We start from the raw sequence: 18,497 nt of genomic DNA, 5'->3' as shown, positions 1-18,497 counted from the left end.
CTTGTTCTTCAGCTATGCGTTGAGCTGATGAATTTACGCAGGCGCTCCGATTTCGGCTCGCCAAATATCTGTTCAGGTGGGCCTTGTTCCTCGATCTGTCCGCCATGCAGAAACACGACCTTCGTCGCGACATTGCGGGCGAATTTCATCTCATGCGTGACGAGGATCATGGTGCGATGTTCTTTTGCAAGATCATGAATGACTGAGAGCACTTCGCCGACCAGCTCCGGGTCGAGTGCGGAAGTTGGCTCGTCGAACAACATGGCCAGCGGCTGGATAGCGACGGCGCGCGCTATTGCGGCGCGCTGCTGCTGACCGCCGGACATAAAAGCCGGATAGACGTCACGTTTCTCATAAAGCCCGACACGGCGCAAAATGACTTCCGCTTCGGCGATGGCTTGGTCTTTTGGAACTCCAAACACGTGAACCGGCGCTTCAATCACGTTTTGCAGAACAGTCATATGCTGCCAGAGGTTGAAACTCTGGAAGACCATGCCGAGGCTTGCACGGATGCGCTGTACTTGCCGCGCGTCGGCTGGCTCCATGCCGTGGCTTCGATTGCGCATTTTGATCTGCTCACCGTGAATGGCGATTGATCCCGAAGTTGGAATTTCGAGCAGATTGATGCAGCGTAGAAGTGTGGATTTTCCTGAGCCGCTGCCACCAATAATGGCGACTACATCACCGGAATTGGCTTCGAGCGAAACGCCTTTCAGGACGTCGAGCGTACCGAAACGTTTGTGTAAGTCCTTGACCGCAATCGCGATGTTTGTGTCCGTCATTAATTTTCAATTTCAAAAGCATGATCCGAGACGTCTAAACATCCGCATGACGATTAAGCGGACGCATTTTGCCATCAGCTCACGGATTAATACGTGAGTTGTGGTGAACGGTTCAGCTTTCGAAAGTGCTCCTCACCTTGACTGCATTTCCCCCGCTGCCTTGTTGGAATTTTCCCTAGGCAGTCGTTTTATAATGAAAACTATACAGATGCATAATTGCTATGCAAGTGCATAATTTGACGCATCCCTACTTTGCCTTTGTGATCATACGTGCGACATAAACCTCCGAAGGAGAATCTTAGTTTCATGCCGAGCCTGTTCAAACGTGCCCCGGAAAGCGAACGCCGTCGCGAGTTGATTGAAGCGACATTGGAGTGCATATCCGAGCTTGGCATTCAGGCGACGACCGTGCGCGCGGTTGCGGCGCGCGCGGGCGTGACGAACGGGCTGATCCGCCATCATTTTGAAAACAAAGCTAATCTCATCATCGAAGCCTATCGCAGGACGATGGAGTTGATCACTGCATCTAGTATGGAAATACTGGGAGGAAACGAAGGAACGCCACATCAGCGGCTCTTGCAATTCATCAAAGCAACACTTGAAGGTCAGGCGTCGGATTATAGAATGTTATCGCTCTGGGCGACCTTCATCAGCCAGAATCGCGTCGACCCTTTGATCACGGCAGTGCGTGATGAAAGCTACGCCAATCTCCGCCAGGCGACTGAACCGCTTCTCGCCGAAGTTTTCAAAGCTGAAGAACGAGCGCTCACACCTGTAGAAATTGAACGCGCCGCCATTTGCGTGCATGCCATACTGGACGGTATATGGATCGAAGCCTGCCTCGATTTAACGCGCGAGAACACAGATATGTTTGTGAAACTTGCAACAGAAATGATCGAAAGAGTGTTGGATATTCAACTCGATTGAATTTCCAACTGATCGAATAAACCCATTAGATTTAGCCCCTATGAAATCGACGTCGTCATTAAACGATTACTCAATGAGGCGATTGTTCTGGTGATCCGCTTGCAAAACGATCCGGAAAATCCAGTCTCCATCGAGATGACCAGGAGCCGGCGTACTCATGGTATGAAGCACGAGTAGGTATTTGCATTACAAGAGGAGGCGTCATCGCGTTCTGCGCTCTTGCGACGGCTGGTGCAACTGCCATCCTCGGACCGGTGAACCTTGTCGATTTGCTTGCGCCGCATATGGACCGTTCATTCAGCTTTCGTCGAGCTCGCTCGCATATACCGTGTCAATATTAACTGTGCTTCATTGTGGCTGATGGCCGGACCGATTTGACCGTGAACTTGTTTTTCAAAGGCAAGTGCTGGCCAGTCTTCTGGCCACATTGATCGGCAGGCCATTTCTTTAGACATTATATGAGGACCGTCGAATTATGTACTTTTGATATTAAGACCAATGTCGATCTTTTTCCTATTGAACTCGGACTTTTTGTGTATCCTGTGCCCTGTTTTCAGAAGCGAGCCTTACACGATGCCAAAACGCCTATTCTACATATGGATAGCCATTTTTGTTTTGGTGACAGGCGCACTTAACTGGTTGCTAAACCCAACCCCGCCCACTTCACCCTCCATTGGTGGAGGTGGCTATGATTTGTCCAAGCCAGTCTACACGTTGCTACTCTGGGCTTTCTTGATCTTATGGACATCGATTGCCGCCGTAACCGGCATGATTAGTAAAGATACTTTTTCTGCACGACGAGCATTTCTGCTCGCCGCTATTGGCGCATTAATGGCGATCATATTCTTTGCGATCTACCGTCAAAACATACACTGATGATCTGAGCGGTTTAAAAATTTCGGACCTGCTCTCTTAGGTCTCGGGAGAAGCGATCAATTTCGGCCTGATCTGTTTCTCTTTTTTTCAACACCTCCGCAATCGATGTCTCGCTCTCATCAAGCATCGCAAGATATTTACCTTTCAAATCGCTGTTCTCCGGTACGGCTGCAATATTTTGGCGAATGCGATTTTGTTCATCTTGAAGAGACTGGAGCTTTTCCTCAGAACTCTGAAGTTGCCGCTCTTTTTCAACTTTCTCCCGTTGCGCTTTCGCAAGTTTGGTAAATTTGTCCGCCACATTCTTATCAGCGGCAGATGAGGACCAGCTGACAAGTGTAGCGGGATCGATATCAATTAACCCATAGCGTTCATTTTGAATTCGCTCATCCACAGCAACGACAGACCGCTCCTGCCCTGCTTTAACGGAAGCTTTCAAACGGCGATGGGATACAGTTCTTCCACTTTCGGCACCTGAAGAGAAAGACCAGCCATCCCGACTAGGATGTTCGATGACAACTGTTCTGTCGCCATCCAGCGCACCAGAGATGCGATAAGTGGTAGTTTCACGCAGCTTTTCCGAGATGTGAGCGATGCCATCCACCACTTTTATATCGTTGATCTGTCTCGTTGGTTCCTGCTCTTGCGTTACCGTCACCTTGCGATCCGTTGCAAAGGCCGCAATTCGAGTATCATCCTTTGGAAGGCTTAAGAGCTCTGCATCTCCAACATAACCAGCCTGGCTGTCGTAAACAGTCAGTATCCCACCCGGCAAACTATTGTCGGATGAATTTTTCAGCATTATAGCGGCAATTGGGTGGACGCTGTTGTTGCCACTACGATAAATTGAAACCATCTCAGCATCAATTTGCGCATCAGCTATTGGTACTGACAAACTGTCGCCGTTTGTCAGATCGAATGTACCCGGCAGGGCGAAGCTCGCACTCGTATCATGCTCCGAGGCCGCCGCAACTGCACTGTTCTGACTTCCCGCCGCAGAACTGCCGCCATAACCACTAATGGCAGGAGCCGGGACACGAGCCATATCCATCATCTGCTCATCATTCTCAAATACTGCTGCTTTTTCACTCGCAGGCATTGATCGCAGCCGGTTATTCAGGTTGCCAGTGTCCGCCTCGAACGCATTAACGGTTGCTGTATTTACAGCGACCTCCGCCCGCTCCTTCCAGTAAATCTGGTGTAAACGCTGCTTCAATGTAACAGGATCAGCAGATGTCAGGGTTAATTTAACATCTTTCCAATCTTCGCCACTCGCATTTTCTAATACAGCCCAAGCCTGCAGCCGCGCTTTACCGTCAGGTAGCGTCAGAACTCTATAGGCTGTCTTCCAGATGGGGGAAGCAACAACATAAGCTAAACGGGTATCCGTGTCCGAGAGATCACTGACTGCAATCCGAATACGACGTGAGCCATCACTTTTACTTCGTTCGATGGACGCTGCAGCGCCCAAAATCTTAGATTTCATTTCAGCATCATCGACAGTGAATGAAGTATCTTCCCCAAGTTTGATTGTCTGGATCTTCTCATCTTGATCCAACACAGTCAGCTGATAGAATTTTGCACCGTCGGCGATAGCACCAGTTTCTACGCCCAAAACTTTGCCTCTCACAGTCTTTCCATTGCTTGAGACGCTTACCGAAGTACCAGAAATTGAGGACAGCAAGCTGGAAACCGATGACAAATCTGATTGTTTAAAAGGAAGCTGCTTGAAAGTCTCGTCAAGCGGGCTTGGACCAGCGAGAGAGATATTCTTAATCTCGCCCTTTCCACCCTTAAGGACCAAGCTTTTCAGTACGTCATCAACCTGAGCAAGTGGAACCTCGATTTCTACCTTACCATCACTCGAAACCACAGGCTTTCTGGATATTTCCGCGACGCCACCTGAAGACAGAGTCACAGCATCAATAGAGCTCACCTCAGACGCCAACGCCGATGTATAAAGTATAGTAACGGCTACGGACGTGAACGTAACAAGCTTGATCATTTAAATCTCCAGTTAAATGAAGGGTTTCGAAAGCCAATCGTATAAGGCTTATAAGCCACTTATGGGTTTTGTGCGGTGAGATTTAGATCAGAATACAGTATTTACCGGTTATTTATCACTTGAACCACCGCCTCTGGCGAAAAGCTTACAACCACCATGATCTGCTTTACCACTTTGACTTTAGACGAAAATGCCGTGGTGATCTGTGTCTTCTGCCTTGATCGTACTGGACACGGCTTAAGTGGCATACACCTTTCCCTTTGCTCCCCGTCATTGCCAGCAATTCCGAGTAGGCTGCCAATTTTCAAACCAATATTTGAGCTTGCGTTGATGCCGATGGCAAGCATTTGAGTATCTGGCTGGCCATCTTACCTTAGGCTGCCTGACGCCGGTGGCACAAGCACAGCCCCAGCTCGGTCATGGTGGTTATTTGGCCCAATTCGATCTTTGGGTAGGATTAGTTTCCGTGTAGTCTCCGACGAGTTAAATTCCGCATCAAGCGCGATTGTCGCCTGTCCGACATTGAAAGGTTCTGCGCCTATAGCGTCGGCACTTGTGATACTGGGAGAGTTATCGGTGGCCGAAGCGATAAACGCAAAAACCACGCAAGTTATTGCGATTATGCTGCAAAATCATACCGTAGTAGAAACAAATGCGGAGCGCCTTTTCCGGTATAAACCATGCCAATATCTTATGCGCTCAGAACGCACTATTTAAAATTGATACCGCACTGAACCGGAACGCTAAGGTTTCACAACTTAAAATCGCGCAATCGCAAAAACCTTACCCTATGTTGCATATATGCTACCCCAAATTGTATTGGGTTGTGTTAGCTAATTATAAATTAGCTGATTCAGGAGTACGGCATGTTGCACCGGAAATACGCCCTTCTTTCCACTTGTTCCGCGTTCGCCTTCACTGTCTTTCTTCCCACAGCGCTTTTCATTGTTCCGACCCAAGCTCTCGCTGCCTGTACTACTACAGGTAGCTCGACGGTATGCTCATCAGCCGCACCTTCGACGTGGACCGCTACTGTTGGAACAGGGCGTACAGACAATAACAAATCTGTGGAAGTACAGTCCGGCGCGCAAATTAATACAACTAATTCAAACGCTATAAGTATTGGGGATGGCGGTATTATTACCGTTCGAAACGGTGGCAGTGTTACGAATACGTCTAACCCTTCAGGGGCCGGTTTGTTCGGTACCGGGCCGAATACAATTGAGTTCGGCAGCAATGGTCAGCTTATTATTGAACAAGGTGGACAGGTCATTTCAAACGGCACGAATACTCGTGCGGAAGCCGTGAATGTTCATGGTTTTGGAAATACGATTATCAATCGTGGTCTTATTCAGGGTCAAAGCAGCGCCGCTATCTGGTTCGAAGATCAAACGATTGGCGCTAAAAATACCGTAGACAATTACGGAACGATACAAAAATTGGGCGGCGGCAGCGTGATCGGCACCAATGGCGGCGCTGGCATCAACTTTATCAACCGGACTGGCGCTCAGGTAATTGGCGATCTGAGCTTTGCAGGCGGCAACGATACACTGACTTTTGAACCAAACTCTGTCGTTACGGGTAACATCAACGGCGGCGGTGGTATTAACGACCTTATTCTTCAAGGTATTTCAGGGTCGAGCGACACACTCGCAGGCGCACTTAGAAATTTTACCACTTTGACTAAAAACGGTGACGGCCTATGGACTGTAAGCGGCAGCTTATCCGGATTTACCACTGTTACGGTAAACGACGGAACGCTGGCTCTGACAGGCAACAATCTCGATTACACTGGCAATGTGATTGTTCGTCCAGATGGTGTGCTTGAAGCGCGTGCGCAAAGCCTTCCAGTTAAAACCATCGCAGTGAACAACATCAACAACGTACAGAATGATGGCCTTGTTCGCTTCACCCAGCCTGATGATGGCACTTATACCGGTCAAATAGTTGGCTCCGGCGCAGTTGAAAAGACAGGGACAGGCGTTCTTACCTTGACACCGGCAACGGTGGCTGGAAACACTTATTCCGGCGGCACACGGATTAATGAAGGTACAATTGCTGTTTCAGCTGACAGCGCGCTTGGCAATGCGAATGGCGGCCTCACATTTGACGGCGGAGCTTTGCGTTTCGACTCTTCCTTTGATCTAGCAAACAGCCGTGCGATTGTTCTAAACGCCGGTGGCGGCACGTTCGATACCAATGGCAATACGACCAACGTCACACAAGTCATTACTGGCACGGGCGGGTTCAGCAAAACAGGCGCTGGTGTGTTGAACCTTGAGGGTGCCAATACATATAGTGATACAACGACGGTAACTGGCGGTGCGCTTTATGTAAATGGCGATCAAAGCGCTGCGACAGGTCCAACAAGTGTAGAGAACGACGCCACGATCGGTGGTGTAGGTACGATTGGTGGCAATGTTACCTTGCAAAATGGTGGCACTCTTGCGCCAGGTCGGGCTGGAGATGCACCGGGAGAACTCACAGTTAACGGCGATCTCGCTCTAAGCAGCGGCTCAATGCTTGAATATAGTTTCGGGCAAGCCAACGTGGTCGGTGGGCCTCTCAACGACCTCACCACAGTTAAGGGAAATCTGAACCTCGACGGCACAATCAACGTCGTCGCTACCCCCGGCGGGTCGTTTGACCCAGGCGTTTATCGCGTTATCAGCTATGACGGCACGCTGACTGATAATGGTCTGACAATCGGAACTATCCCAGCTAGCGGTTATTACGTTCAGACGGCAGTTGCCAACCAGGTCAATCTGGTCAACACGAGTGGGTTGAACCTGACCTATTGGGATGTCTGGCCTGCATCAAATGGCGCAATCGGAAATGGTGCAGTCAATGGCGGAACCGGCACATGGCAGAGTTCGGGCTCGGGTGGAGCCAACATCAATTGGACCGAGCCAACCGGAGCGATCAATGCGCCATATCTGGATGACGCGTTTGCAATTTTCATGGCAACGGCAGGAACCGTCACAGTTGACAACAGTGCAGGTAATGTTCGTGCATCAGGCATGCAGTTCGCGAGCAACGGTTATGTAATTACCGGTGATGCTATAACGCTGGTGGGTTCGCCATCATCGATCATCCGTGTGGGCGATGGTACAGCAGCTGGTGTGGATTACACTGCTACCATCAACTCTGTTCTCACTGGAAATACCCAACTTACCAAAACTGATCTTGGCACACTTATCCTTGGAACATCCAATACCTATGCAGGGGGCACCGCAATCAATGGCGGCGTGCTTCAGGTCGCAGAGAACAGTAATTTGGGTGATGCAGCGGGCAACGTATCTTTTAATGGCGGCACGTTGCGAACGACAGCCGACTTTACAATCGACCGGGCGACTGAACTGCAATCCGCTGGTGGCACAATCGAAACGACCAACGCAACGAAGTTAGATTACGATGGTATTGTGACCGGTGACGGCAATTTGACGAAGATCGGCACGGGCACGCTCGTACTGAATGGCACCAACACTTATGCAGGCGGAACAGCCATTAGTGCAGGGGTTGTTCAGATCGCGTCTGACGCAAATCTGGGATCTGCATCTGGTCAACTTAGCATTGATGGCGGCACACTTCATTCAACTGCTGACATCTCAATGAATCGCTCCACGACCATCGGTGCTGGTAATGCGACGATTGAAACGGATACAGGTACGACACTCGCACAACAGGGAAGTATTGCCGGAACCGGGTCACTGATCAAAACGGGCGAAGGTGCGCTTGTTCTCACTGGCACAGGAGCCTACTCAGGTGGCACCACTATTGCATCGGGGTTACTTCAGCTCGGCGATGGAGGGACGTCAGGGTCAATCGTTGGCGACATAGCCAATAACGGTACTTTGGCATTCAACAGATCTGACGCACTTAGCTTTGACAGTGTAATTTCCGGCGCGGGTAATGTCCGTCAGATCGGTACCGGTGTAACAGTTCTCAACAAGCAGAGCACTTATACTGGTACGACCTCTGTCGAAGCTGGGACACTCGCAGCAGGTGCAACGAACATTTTTAGTTCCAATTCGGATTTTGAAGTCGCACAAACGGGAACTCTGGCTCTTAATGACTTTAATCAGTCACTTAAAACATTGAACAACTCCGGAATCGTTGATCTTGGCCCGAACCCAGGTACGACGCTGACCGTCACCGGCAACTATACCGCGAATGGCGGTACGGTTCTAATCGGAACGGTGCTAGGCAACGACAGTTCAATCACCGATCGGCTTTTGATTGGTGATAATACAAGCGGAAGCGGTGTTCTTTCAGTCAAGAATGTCGGCGGAAGTGGTGCTCAGACTGTTGAAGGTATCAAAATCGTCGATATTACTGGTGCATCTAACGCCACGTTCACGCTACTTGGTGATTATCAATTCCAGGGAGCGCCTGCTGTAGTTGGTGGTGCTTATGCTTATCAGCTCTACAAAAACGGAAAATCTAACCCGAATGACGGCGACTGGTATCTGCGTTCTACGATCAAAGATCCAACGGGTGGTGGTGGAATAACCGGCGGAGGCGACGGTGATGATGGCGAAGAAGTCCCGCTATATCAGCCTGGTGTTCCGAGTTATGAAGCCTATCCGCAGCTTCTTCTAGGTCTAAACGGCTTACCAACAATGCAACAGCGTGTAGGTAACCGGTACTGGAGTAATGCCGGGAATATTATGCTTGCAGAAGGTGCTGACCCGGTTGGTTCTCCCTATGCCCCAGCACAAGACGCTGGCTCTCTGATTGAGGGGAATGGAGTATGGGGGCGCATTGAAGGTGCTCATACAAATTCCGACCCGCGTTTCTCAACTTCCGGAACGGACTACAGCTTCAACACACTCAAACTGCAAGCCGGACTTGACGGCATGTTGGCCGAAACAGAAAGCGGCAAGTTGATCGGCGGCATGAGTGTCCATTATGCCCATGGTAAAGCAAAGACAAGCTCACTCTATGGCAATGGCGATATCTCGACAGATGGCTATGGTTTTGGCGGAACCCTCACCTGGTATGGTGATAACGGCTTCTATCTTGATGGTCAGGCACGGGTAACATGGTATGATAGCGATCTGACGTCTAATCTCGCTAATATGGGATTGGTGGACAGCAATAACGGCTTTGGCTATGCCTTCTCTGCGGAAAGCGGTAAGCGCATTTCGATTGATCAGAGTTGGTCCGTAACCCCGCAGGCTCAGCTCACTTATTCGAATATAAATTTCGACAGCTTTAACGATGCTTTCAACGCCCGCGTCAGTCTCGACCGCGGAGAGAGCCTCCAAGGCAGGATTGGTCTATCTGTTGAGCGTCAGAACTCTTGGTACAATGCCAATGGTCTTATCGATAGAACCTATCTCTACGGTATAGCAAACCTCTACTATGAGTTCCTGGAAGAGACAAAGGTTGATGTTTCCGGCACGAGTTTTGCCAGCCAGAACGAACGTCTATGGGGCGGAATCGGTTTAGGTGGCAGCTACAACTGGAACAGTGATAAATATTCGATCTATGGCGAAGGTTCGATCAATACCAGCCTCCAGAGCTTCGCCGACAGTTACAGCTACAAGGGCACTCTGGGCTTCCGCGTTCGTTTTTAAACTTTAGTGAGTAATAGGACCCCATCCGTAATGACATAAATTACGGATGGGCTTTTTGAACAAGAGCATCTAAAAATAGTTGTTTGTAGATATTCTGGTCATCGCCAGCTTAGTTCAGTTCTGCGACTCTCTTTTTATAATACGCATGCCATTCGAATATTGCGTGTAACCTGGTTCATTTCCTCTTGGCGCAACAACGCGAGGCTGCTCGGGTCGCTGAACCTGTTCCGGTCGTTGAATTGGTCTTTGCACAGGAGGCCGGGCATAATCATCTCGACGCTCGGGCCTTGGGCGACCTGAGTCATTTCGCCATCTATCTGAGCGGTAGTAGCGACGATCACGATAATATCGTGAATCATATCTCGGGTTATTACGGTAAGTAATGGCTGATCCCGAGTAGTACCCACCGTACGAAGGGCCGTAATCTCTATAGCCATCGTATGAGTATGACTCACTTACGCAGCCGGCCAATGTGAATGATAGCACCATAACGGTGCCAATAGACGTAAAAGCTTTAATAATGGCCATAACTTGCTAGCCTCATTTTGTGAACATTTCGGAATTAACAATCGGCCTTCAATCGATAAAGAGCAAGTCACGAAGTTCATAGAGCTTGTTATGGTCTGAGATTGAAAGCTCTGGATGGACATGTATCGACGAACGAGGCTGGCCCCAAAACCAGGCTAGGCTAAGAGTTTTGCCGCATTCGAGAGGCAAGGAGCTTAATACCGTCGGCGATGCGATTGATGGGAATGGAAGAATACGCGATACGGAAATAGCGACACGGCCTGTCATCGCTCCAGAAGAATGGCGCACCGGATTCGATGAGCACACCATCCTCGCGCAGATCGCGTGCCAGTTTGTCGGCATCCATGCCTTCTGGGCCTTCTATCCAGAAGGCAGTCCCGCCAAAACCCGATTTACCTGCAATCTTTAAACCTTCACGTTCAAGCGCGTCAATCATAACTATATGGCGTTTGTGATACTCAATACGCATCCGATGAATAACCGCATCGTAATGGCCAAGTGCTAGGAAATAAGCGGCGGTTCGCTGCAAATGCCCCGGGGGGTGCCGCAACATCAGTGCACGCAAAGCTCTTGCTTCACGAATAACGGGCGCTGGTGCCACAAGATATCCGAGCCGTAAGCCCGGAAACAATGATTTTGAAAAGCTTCCTACATAAAGAACACGGCCATATCGATCGAGCGATTTCAGTGCGGGTGTCGGGGGTTGAAGAAAGCTCATCTCGAATTCATAATCGTCCTCGACTATGACGAAATCACGTTCTGCGGCTGCTTCCAGAAGAGAAATGCGCCTTGCTCGCGGCATTGTCGCAGCGGTTGGCGACTGATGGCTCGGCGTTACAAAGACTGCATCGATACCATTCGGAAGCAATTCCGGTGGCAAGCCACCTTCATCAACATTCAGTGCAGTTACTTGTGCTCCGGTCAAATGAAGTGTCGCACTAATATCAGGGTGCCCTGGATTTTCGCAGACGACATGCGAGCGATTTGTCAAAAGCAAATGACTGATAATCCAAAGTGCATTTTGCGCACCAACCGTAACCAATATTTCATCGTGCTCTGCACGGATACCTCGGCTCGGTAGAGTACGGGACCTAATGTAGTTTACGAGTTCAACATCGTCAGCAGCTGCAAAGTCGCCAGCCATAAGGATGAAATCCTCGCGCGCCAAGGCCCGACGAGCGCAATCGCGCCAAGCAGCCAGATCAAATAATGTCTGGTCCATCTGCCCGTAAAGAAAAGGGTAACGATAGCGTCGCCAATCCAGAGGCTTTCGAATTGTCTTCGCTATATTGAAACCGGGCCGCAGTTTGGAGGACCAATCTACCGCTGTATTTGGCGTCTGCAAAAAATCTTCATCTGGGCGACTGATCGGAGGTGCTATAGCTACGTGATAAGCACTCCTCGAATGCACTTCAAGATAGCCCTGCGAAACAAGCTCCTGATAAGCCAATGTAACCGTAAGTCGCGATATTTTCAGATAATCTGCTAGTCCTCGCGTCGACGGCATACGCGCTCCGGGCAAGATAGCACCAGAAAGAATAGCGGATACTGTTGTTTCCCGAATTTGAGACTGTAATCCGGTACTTCGAAAGCCATCAATGAAGAAAATCGTCGGCGAGACAGAACCCAAGGCCTCACTCCATTAGTAAATCAGCAAATATACTGAAAATCACATCGCTCTTCAGCATCTCGTTCCAACTCAACAATAGTGTTTCTTCTTTCTATTTCTCCCAATAAAAAATTTTGGATTGTAAAGTGCATTCTAGCCGGGATTTCATGGTGAAGGAATCTCAGTCAGCAATCTGGACTTATTGACTATTCAAACTGGATATAAGTCAAAATTGCTGACATGGCTATCGTTTGTGTGCGGAACTGAAGATTGGCGGAAAACGCCAGCAGTCATGACAAAGTCAGGCATGGTTCTTAAAATGGAAGGGGAACTCCATGAATTATTCTACTAGCATAAAACGGGTGGTATTATTTTCAGCTGTTGCTGCGTTTTCAACAACTGCAGCCTATGCTGAAACCACGGTTGTGGTCGGCTATCAGCAAATCGTCGGACCATTTCTCACTGCAATTGCAGACGGGAAGTTTGACGCGGCGGCCAAAGAAGCTGGATATAAGATCGACTGGCGACAATTTGCTTCGGGCGGCGATATTTCTACCGCACTTGCGTCCGGCAACGTGCCAATAGGCGTGATCGGTTCAACGGGTATCGCGGCAGCATCGACACGCGGTGTCGAGCTTGAGCTTTTCTGGATTCTCGACAATATCGGTAAATCGGAAGCACTTGTCGCGCGCGAGGGCTCCGGCATTGAAAAGCCGGAAGACTTGAAGGGTAAGAAGATCGGTGTACCATTCGTCTCCACCTCGCATTTTCATCTCCTCGTTGGCATGAGCGATATCTGGAAGATCAATCCGCGTGATGCAGAAATTCTGAACATGACACCGCCGCAGATTGTTGCTGCATGGCAGCGCGGCGATATCGATGCGGCATATGTCTGGCCGCCTGCACTGTCCGAAATTCTTAAAACCGGCAAGGAAATCGCCAATTCCGAAGAAGTAGGCGAGAAAAGCGTACCCACTTTTGACGGACTTGTGGTGGACAAAAACTTCGCCAGTGAAAACCCTAAGTTCATGACCGCCTTCACGACAGTACTGAAGGATGCTTATGCGGACTATAAGGCCAATGGCAACCAATGGACGGCAGATTCCGCGCAGGTCAAAGGTATGGTCAAACTAATCGGTGGCAATGCTGCTGACATACCAGACGCACTCAAACTGTTGTCTTTCCCGACAGCGGAGGAACAGGCTTCTCCGACCTGGCTCGGTGGAGGCAAAGAAAGCGGTGCGCTGAAGTCCATCACTCAGAGTGCGAAATTTCTTGTTGATCAGAAACAACTAGACAAAGCGCTGGATGATTATAGCGGCAATGTAAATGGCAGTTTTGCCGAAACCGCCGCAAAGTAATTACGTGAAGTAATTCAAGCGACTCCGCCAGCGACGGCTGCTTGACTCCGTCGTTGAACTGAGCTGGTTCCGCGCAACTTTGCAAATTCAAGTTTGCAATTGATCCGTATTGCCGGGGCCACTCCTTCGTTCCCAAAAGGCGACGTTATGGAAACCTTGAACGTATCGAATGTCAGTTTGACCTATCCGGGTCTGTATGTGGAAGAAGCCGTGATTGCACTCAAGGGCGTCAATCTACAGATCGACAGCGGCGATTTTGTCGTAGCACTTGGCGCGTCTGGTTGTGGAAAAACCACTCTGCTCAATCTGATGGCTGGGTTTATGATCCCCTCAGCGGGAGAGATCACCCTAGGCGGGCGGCTTGTTCGCGGGCCAGGCGCAGACAGAGGGGTTGTCTTTCAAAAGCACGCACTTCTCCCCTGGCTCAATGTGGTCGATAATACGGAGTTTGGGCTTAAGCTTCAGGGTGTACCTAAAGCGGAGCGCCGCGAGCGCGCTGCCAAAAACCTAGCACTGGTCGGTCTGCAAGAGTTTCACAACCACAAGATCTATCAACTGTCAGGCGGGATGCAGCAGCGTGTTGGTATTGCTCGTGCTCTCACTTGCGATCCTGCCATGCTGCTTATGGATGAGCCGATGGCAGCACTGGATGCTCTTACTCGTGAGACCATCCAGGAACTACTTTTGCGGGTATGGCAAGTTACCAATAAAATGTTCTTCTTTATCACTCACAGCGTCGAAGAAGCTTTGTTTCTTGGTTCGCGGCTCATTGTCATGTCGCCGCGCCCGGGACGGATCACTCACACTTACGATCTGGACTTTAACCGGCGCTTTCTGGAATGCGGTGACGCGCGCGTCGTTAAATCCAGTCCCGACTTTATCAAGATGCGTGAGACAATTCTGGGGATTATCTATGGCGATGAACGTGCATCAGGAAACCCGGAACTGGCCCATGCTTGAGTTTTTTACTCGGGCACGGCCAGTCAAGCCCGGTAAAGTCTACGGCGCTCCGGGTGACGGAAACAGTGGCTTCATCAGTTTGGTTACAGCACTCCTGTTGCTGGGGGTCTGGTTCCTCGTGACGGGCATGGGTTGGGTGAAACCGCTTTTTCTACCTTCTCCCTTCGCAGTCTATGATAAATTTGTGATTGCCATGACCGATGGTGTTGCGAACTCGACATTGGTGGAACATACGCTTGCCAGTTTAGGGCGTGTGCTTGGCGCTTTTGCCATCGCTTGTGTGACTGCAATCCCGATCGGTATCATGATGGGGATGAGCAGCTTCTGCCGCGGGGTACTTGACCCGATTATTGAATTCTATCGCCCGCTTCCACCGCTTGCCTACTTGCCGCTGATCATCATATGGCTGGGCATCGGTGAATTCCCGAAGGTGTTTCTCATCTTCCTTGCGATCTTCGCTCCAATGGCGATTGCAGCAAGAGCAGGCGTTCGCTCTGTCTCCACTGAACAGATCCACGCGGCTTACGCCATGGGTGCATCGAGAACGCAGGTAATAACGCAAGTCATCATGAAAGCCGCACTACCGGAAATCTTCACAGGTATGCGGATCGGCATTGGTGTGGGTTGGACGACGCTGGTCGCAGCAGAAATGGTAGCAGCCCATCGCGGACTCGGCTTCATGGTGCTCAATGCAGCCCAATTTCTTGCCAGTGATACCGTCATCATGGGTATCATCGTCATAGGTGTGTTCGCTTTCGCCTTCGATCTTCTCATCCGCTATATGGAGAAGGTTCTTATTCCTTGGAAGGGTAAAATTTGATGGCAACAGACACCGTTTAACCCGACCACTCCCCCCCCCCAACTTCTACGATAATCGCGCAGCTGTCCTGCCGCGCCACGGGAAAGCTGTACGCATTTTCCGAACAGGTAGCAGATTGATCAAGGAGCATTAGAATGTCCGCTGGGCACCTCACAGAAAAGCAATTTTCCGACCTGTTCGACGCCTTTAACCGACATGACATCGACGCGATCATGACATTTTTTGCAGAGGATTGCGTGTTCTACACCGTTGGTGGTGAGGAAGTTTATGGCACCCGCCTCGAAGGCAAAGAGGCAATCGCCAAGGCGTTTTCCGGTGTCTGGGCCACAATGTCGGATGCCAGCTGGGACGGTCATCGGCATTTCGTGAGCGGAGATCGCGCCGTTTCCGAGTGGACGTTTCGCGGCACTGATGCAAACGGTGCACGCATTGAGGCAGAAGGTTGCGATCTCTTTACGCAGCGGGGCGGCAAGATCGTCCGCAAACAGGCATTCCGCAAAAACCGGCCTTTGCTGACTGCATAGGCCTCACCTGTGCCAGTCGGTGATTTGGAGGACCGACACATGAATACTCACACGCTCAATAAACGTTCCGACAAGCAGCCATTCGACCCTGCTTATGATCCGGTGGTCGCGAAGACACCCGGTCAAGGCAGAGACTACGCACCGACTTATTGGATCGGCACAGCTGGACCGACACCAGAAGATGACGGCCCCATTCACGGCGATGTCGACGCTGATGTCGTCATTGTTGGTTCCGGATATACAGGATTGTCAGCTGCTATTCATCTCGCCCGCGATCATGGCATTAAAGCAGTGGTGCTGGAGGCCAACGGGGTTGCGTGGGGGTGCAGTACCCGCAATGGAGGTCAGGCTCAAATCTCTGCGGGACGGCTTAAACGCTCGCAATGGATTGAGCGCTGGGGCGTGGACGTCGCTAAAAAACTTCACAAGGAAATTGCAGAAGGTTTCGATCTCTTCCGCGCACTTATTGCCGAACCAGAGATTGACTGTGATCCGCAAGACGGCGGACATCTATATATTGCGCATCGCGACAAGGTCATCCCTTCGCTGGAGAAAGAATCCCGCTTACTCAATGAAGTATTTGGCTATCGCACCCGCATGGTCAGCCGTGATCAAATTCACAGCGACTTCATCCGCGATCAGGAAGCGTGTGGCGCCATGTATGAGCCAGATGGCATTGGTGTACATGCAGCCAAGCTTGCTTTCGGCTATCTGCAACTTGCGCGCAAACTCGGCGCAAAAGTGCATGTGGCAAGCCCGGTGCTGAGCTGCCGCAAAAATGGAAATATTTTTCATCTCCAAACTCCGAACGGAACTGTAAAGGCGAGGCAGGTTTGTTTCGCGACAGCTGGCTATACGTCGCCTGAGCTCCATCCGTTTACGCGTCATCGGCTTATGCCGATACTATCAAATTCAGTGGTAACCCGCCCATTGACGGCCGAAGAAATCGACGCCTGTGGCCCGAAGACCGGAATCCCACTGACTGATACCCGAACACTTCGCCACTATTATCGCTTCTTGCCAGATGGGCGAATGCAGATTGGCAGTCGCAGTGCGATTACGGGGGCAGATGCGTCGAACCCCCGGCATTATGACTTGCTGCTCGCAGGTCTCTACCGGAAGTTCCCGATATTGGCAGGCATTAAAGTCGATTATTCCTGGTGGGGTTGGGTTGATGTCAGTCATGACATGATGCCTCGCATCTTCCGCCCCGATCCGACGCAGGAAATCTATTACGCCATGGGCTACGGCGGTAATGGTGTGATGTATTCTGCGCAGGCGGGGCGTCGAGTTGCACAATTGATGGCCGGTCGCGGACAGGGACTGGACCTACCGATTTTCACATCAGAACTACCGAGCTACGGCATGTTGACGCCATTCCGGCGCATAGGTCAGCGCGCCATGTACCGCTGGTATGCCCTGAAAGACGAAATTCTCTGAATAAAAGCGAAAGGTATGCGCCATGAAGATGACGACGGAAGAAGCGTTCGTAAAGGTCTTGCAAATGCATGGAATTGAACATGCATTTGGGATTATCGGCTCTGCGATGATGCCGGTTTCCGACCTGTTTCCAAAGGCGGGCATCGCCTTCTGGGATTGCGCGCACGAGACCAATGCGGCCCTGATCTGCGACGGCTATACGCGCGNATGGTCTGCTATCAGGAAGAGGTCCGCGACCCATCCCGTATCCCGGAAGTGCTAAACCGTGTCATCGAGAAGGCGTGGCGCGGCTGTGCACCTGCACAGATAAATATTCCGCGTGATTTCTGGACGCATGTGATCGATGTAGATCTGCCGCAAATTGTACGGCTCGAGCGACCGAGTGGCGGACGCGATGCAATTACGGAGGCCGCAAAGCTTCTTACAGATGCAAAATTCCCCGTTATTCTCAACGGCGCGGGTGTTGTTATCGGCGGCGCCATCGCGGAATCCATCGCTCTCGCCGAGAAGCTCGATGCACCAGTTTGCTGTGGCTACCAACATAATGATGCCTTTCCCGGTAGCCATCCACTATCAGTAGGGCCGCTTGGTTATAATGGCTCGAAAGCAGCGATGGAGTTGATCGCCAAGGCCGATGTGGTTCTGGCACTTGGTACCCGTCTTAACCCGTTTTCCACCCTACCCGGCTACGGTATCGATTATTGGCCAAAAGACGCGAAGATCATTCAGGTCGATATCAACCCAGACCGTATTGGCCTTACCAAAAAGATCACGGTCGGCATCTGTGGAGATGCGAAACAAGTAGCGCAGCAGATCATCGATCAACTTGGAGCCAATGCAGGAGATGTTGGTCGCAACGAGCGCAAACAACTAACCCATCAGCGCAAATCAGCTTGGTTGCAGCAGCTTTCGTCGATGGATCATGAAGATGATGATCCAGGCACACAATGGAATGCAGACGCACGCGAACGCGAAAAACAACGCATGTCTCCACGACAGGCATGGCGTGCCATTCAGGCCGGAATGCCGAAGAATGCCATCATGTCCACTGATATCGGAAACAACTGTGCCATCGGCAATGCC

General features: G+C 50.6%; 11 protein-coding genes and 1 pseudogene. 9 read left to right on the top strand and 3 right to left on the bottom strand.

All coding sequences use genetic code 11. From position 1 onward, the window contains the following. Positions 1 to 8: 8 nt before the first annotated feature. On the bottom strand, positions 9 to 782 hold the full coding sequence (locus CEV34_RS21225) for an ABC transporter ATP-binding protein (protein ID WP_007879893.1): 774 nt from the start codon (positions 780 to 782) through the stop codon (positions 9 to 11). A gap of 306 nt (positions 783 to 1,088) precedes the next feature. Between CEV34_RS21225 and CEV34_RS21220 the strand changes: the two genes are divergently transcribed. Continuing rightward, positions 1,089 to 1,709, top strand: a complete 621-nt coding sequence (locus CEV34_RS21220) for a TetR/AcrR family transcriptional regulator (RefSeq protein ID WP_007879894.1) — start codon at positions 1,089 to 1,091, stop codon at positions 1,707 to 1,709. Between the two features lie 573 nt (positions 1,710 to 2,282). Then, entirely contained in the window at positions 2,283 to 2,585 is a 303-nt protein-coding gene (locus CEV34_RS21215) for a hypothetical protein (protein ID WP_039860932.1), read from the top strand. Between the two features lie 13 nt (positions 2,586 to 2,598). Here the strand turns inward: CEV34_RS21215 and CEV34_RS21210 are convergent, their stop codons facing one another. Further along, positions 2,599 to 4,590: a DUF4139 domain-containing protein gene (locus tag CEV34_RS21210; RefSeq protein ID WP_007879898.1), complete on the bottom strand. Its 1,992-nt coding sequence runs from the start codon at positions 4,588 to 4,590 to the stop codon at positions 2,599 to 2,601. 1,196 nt (positions 4,591 to 5,786) lie between these two features. On the opposite strand from CEV34_RS21210, the gene CEV34_RS21200 reads away from it, so the two are divergent. Then, on the top strand, positions 5,787 to 10,172 hold the full coding sequence (locus CEV34_RS21200; protein ID WP_007879901.1) for an autotransporter outer membrane beta-barrel domain-containing protein: 4,386 nt from the start codon (positions 5,787 to 5,789) through the stop codon (positions 10,170 to 10,172). Positions 10,173 to 10,860: 688 nt separating this feature from the next. Here the strand turns inward: CEV34_RS21200 and pdxR are convergent. Continuing rightward, positions 10,861 to 12,330, bottom strand: a complete 1,470-nt coding sequence (gene pdxR / locus CEV34_RS21190) for a MocR-like pyridoxine biosynthesis transcription factor PdxR (RefSeq protein WP_039860926.1) — start codon at positions 12,328 to 12,330, stop codon at positions 10,861 to 10,863. 314 nt (positions 12,331 to 12,644) lie between these two features. Between pdxR and tauA the strand changes: the two genes are divergently transcribed. The 6 genes and pseudogenes from tauA to CEV34_RS21160 form a co-directional block, all read left to right on the top strand. After that, positions 12,645 to 13,670 (top strand): taurine ABC transporter substrate-binding protein, encoded by a 1,026-nt coding sequence (gene tauA, locus CEV34_RS21185; protein ID WP_039860927.1) that lies wholly within the window; start codon positions 12,645 to 12,647, stop codon positions 13,668 to 13,670. Between the two features lie 147 nt (positions 13,671 to 13,817). After that, complete coding sequence (locus CEV34_RS21180; RefSeq protein ID WP_007879906.1) at positions 13,818 to 14,630, top strand: taurine ABC transporter ATP-binding protein; 813 nt, start codon at positions 13,818 to 13,820, stop codon at positions 14,628 to 14,630. Then, positions 14,623 to 15,450, top strand: a complete 828-nt coding sequence (locus CEV34_RS21175) for an ABC transporter permease subunit (RefSeq protein WP_007879908.1) — start codon at positions 14,623 to 14,625, stop codon at positions 15,448 to 15,450. The genes CEV34_RS21180 and CEV34_RS21175 overlap by 8 nt, the downstream gene beginning before the upstream one ends. A 134-nt stretch (positions 15,451 to 15,584) precedes the next feature. Beyond that, entirely contained in the window at positions 15,585 to 15,974 is a 390-nt protein-coding gene (locus CEV34_RS21170; protein ID WP_007879911.1) for a nuclear transport factor 2 family protein, read from the top strand. 39 nt (positions 15,975 to 16,013) lie between these two features. Further along, positions 16,014 to 17,414, top strand: a complete 1,401-nt coding sequence (locus CEV34_RS21165; protein ID WP_007879916.1) for an NAD(P)/FAD-dependent oxidoreductase — start codon at positions 16,014 to 16,016, stop codon at positions 17,412 to 17,414. A gap of 22 nt (positions 17,415 to 17,436) precedes the next feature. Next, positions 17,437 to 18,497: pseudogene (locus CEV34_RS21160) on the top strand (thiamine pyrophosphate-binding protein); the annotation flags it as partial.

It is taken from the genome of Brucella pseudogrignonensis (genome assembly GCF_002252525.1).
In the GTDB taxonomy this organism is placed as follows: domain Bacteria; phylum Pseudomonadota; class Alphaproteobacteria; order Rhizobiales; family Rhizobiaceae; genus Brucella; species Brucella pseudogrignonensis.
The sequence above is the reverse complement of the archived record's forward strand: the minus strand, read 5'-3'. Positions and strand labels throughout refer to the sequence as shown.

What these genes read in the sequence shown, in the direction of transcription:
- CEV34_RS21225 (WP_007879893.1), bottom strand. Translation starts at nt 782, where the DNA reads ATGACGGACACAAACATCGCGATTGCGGTCAAGGACTTACACAAACGT.
- CEV34_RS21220 (WP_007879894.1), top strand. Translation starts at nt 1,089, where the DNA reads ATGCCGAGCCTGTTCAAACGTGCCCCGGAAAGCGAACGCCGTCGCGAG.
- CEV34_RS21215 (WP_039860932.1), top strand. Translation starts at nt 2,283, where the DNA reads ATGCCAAAACGCCTATTCTACATATGGATAGCCATTTTTGTTTTGGTG.
- CEV34_RS21210 (WP_007879898.1), bottom strand. Translation starts at nt 4,590, where the DNA reads ATGATCAAGCTTGTTACGTTCACGTCCGTAGCCGTTACTATACTTTAT.
- tauA (WP_039860927.1), top strand. Translation starts at nt 12,645, where the DNA reads ATGAATTATTCTACTAGCATAAAACGGGTGGTATTATTTTCAGCTGTT.
- CEV34_RS21180 (WP_007879906.1), top strand. Translation starts at nt 13,818, where the DNA reads ATGGAAACCTTGAACGTATCGAATGTCAGTTTGACCTATCCGGGTCTG.
- CEV34_RS21175 (WP_007879908.1), top strand. Translation starts at nt 14,623, where the DNA reads ATGCTTGAGTTTTTTACTCGGGCACGGCCAGTCAAGCCCGGTAAAGTC.
- CEV34_RS21170 (WP_007879911.1), top strand. Translation starts at nt 15,585, where the DNA reads ATGTCCGCTGGGCACCTCACAGAAAAGCAATTTTCCGACCTGTTCGAC.
- CEV34_RS21165 (WP_007879916.1), top strand. Translation starts at nt 16,014, where the DNA reads ATGAATACTCACACGCTCAATAAACGTTCCGACAAGCAGCCATTCGAC.